Source organism: Thalassospira sp. UBA1131, from assembly GCF_002311515.1.
GTDB lineage: Bacteria > Pseudomonadota > Alphaproteobacteria > Rhodospirillales > Thalassospiraceae > Thalassospira.
The window spans coordinates 1-1,963 of sequence record NZ_DCAO01000013.1 but is presented as its reverse complement, the minus strand read 5'-3'; the positions used below and the strand labels follow the sequence as shown (position 1 = coordinate 1,963).

The window sequence follows — 1,963 nt, the reverse complement described above, 5'->3', positions numbered from 1 at the left end:
CAACGTCTGTTTCTGGTCTATGCCGCGGGTAATTTCATAGAAGCCACATCCGATACGCCATACCTTCAGATCGGCGAACACAAATACGGCAAGCCGATCCTTGATCGTGTAATCACGCCCGACACGCCGATCCAGGACGGGGTGAAAGCGGTATTGTTGTCGATGGATTCAACGCTGCGCTCCAACCTGTCGGTTGGTATGCCGCTTGATCTGGCTGTTTTGCCAGATGACGCTTGCAAATTTTCCGAAATCCGCCGGATCGAGGCTGAAGACAGGGGCTTCCGCGCACTGTCGGACGCTTGGTCGAATGCGCTTCGCGATGCATTTGCCGACATGCCCGACGAGCATTGCGATATCGCCGCAGAATAAGCACCTCGAATACGAAGACCCAAAGCCGGGCCTAATAAGTGGTCCGGCTTTTTGTTTCTGGATGTTCCGATCTTATCGGTGGCGATGAAGCGATCCTTCAACCCGGGCCAGATGGCTGTGATGACTATGATGGCGATGGGTCAAAAGCCGATAGACCCAAACCTTGATACAGCCCGCCGCCACAAACCAGCACAGCGCATATCCCCAGACAACCAGTGCGTGATACCAGCCAATCGGTGGCACGAACCAGCCATAGACAGCCGCCAGCGTGCCAATGATCTGGGTGATCTCGGTTGCCAGAAACAGTTTCATGCTGGGATAGGGTTTCTGCCAGAAGAAGCCTTTGTGCCGGGTCAGGTAAATCGTCAGATGCCCCGCCACCAGAAGTTTGAGGAACACCAGTGTCTGGACTTCTTCCGGTGGCAAATGCAGCCACGTTTCCGACACCCAAAGCAAGGCAAAGGATGATGTTACCCCGATAGCACCCAACAGGGATGCCATGGTGAGCGTGTTACCCATATTCCAACGTACTGGATGTTTGGCAACCTCGGCATTGTCGTAGGCAATCATCATGATCGGGAAGTCATTGAGCAACGCCAACAACACGATCATCACCGCCGTGACCGGGTAGAAATCAAACACCAGAATCGAAATCGTCATGAACAACAAAACCCGGATCGTCTCTGAAATCCGGAAAGTGGCGTAACTGCCCATGCGTTCGAAAATACGCCGCGACTCTTCAATCGCGCTGGTAATCACCGAAATGCCCGGCGCGGTCAAAACAAGATCGGCCGCCGCACGCGCCGCATCCGTGGCATTTGAAACCGCAATTCCGATATCGGCCTGTTTCAGGGCAGGGGCGTCATTCACCCCGTCGCCCGTCATGCCGACAATATGACCGCGATCCTGAAACTGGCGGACAATCGCGTATTTGTGTTCAGGAAAGACGCGGGCAAAACCATCTGCCTGCTCGATCATTACCTGATCAATCGCCTGATTGTTGCGATCAAACACCGCATCGGCGGGCAGGATGTTTTGCCCCAATCCAAGTTGGCCTGCGACTTCGCGGCCAATTGCCTCGTGATCGCCGGTGATCATACGGATATCAACACCCTTTTTGCGCAGTTCCGCAATGGTTGATGCCGCGTCCTCACGCGGTGGATCAAACAGCGGCAACAACCCCAGAAACTGCCAATTGCCGTCTTTATCGGTCCGGGCGACACCAAGCGCACGGTAAACGTGCTCTGCCATGGTTTTGATCGCATCCATCACCGCACGGTAAGCCGCGACACTTTCGATATCCGATATCTCATCCTCACACAGCAAAGCCAGAACCGCCTGCGGCGCCCCCTTGGCAACCATGATGGTCTGGCCATCATGCGTAACCTCCGCCTCGGCCCGTTTGCGTACCGGATCAAACTGCCGGAAACTGGTGATGTCATAGCCATCAAGCTTTGCACGATCACCAAGGATGGCAAAGACCGCGCTATCAATCGGGTCGTGGCTATCGGCCTCTGATGCCAGTGCGGCGGTAAGGATCAGATCGCTTTCATCCTTGGCATCAATCAGCACCGGGGTTCCGACGGTTAAATGG

Annotated in this window: 1 protein-coding gene and 1 pseudogene; one reads left to right on the top strand and one right to left on the bottom strand. The window is 54.9% G+C overall.

The features are described from left to right. Positions 1 to 369: pseudogene (locus tag B3Z49_RS01855) on the top strand (peptidase); the annotation flags it as partial. A 72-nt stretch (positions 370 to 441) separates the two neighbouring features. Here the strand turns inward: B3Z49_RS01855 and B3Z49_RS01850 are convergent. Continuing rightward, a partial coding sequence (locus tag B3Z49_RS01850) for an HAD-IC family P-type ATPase (RefSeq protein WP_296987886.1) occupies positions 442 to 1,963 on the bottom strand: 1,522 nt, incomplete at its 5' end.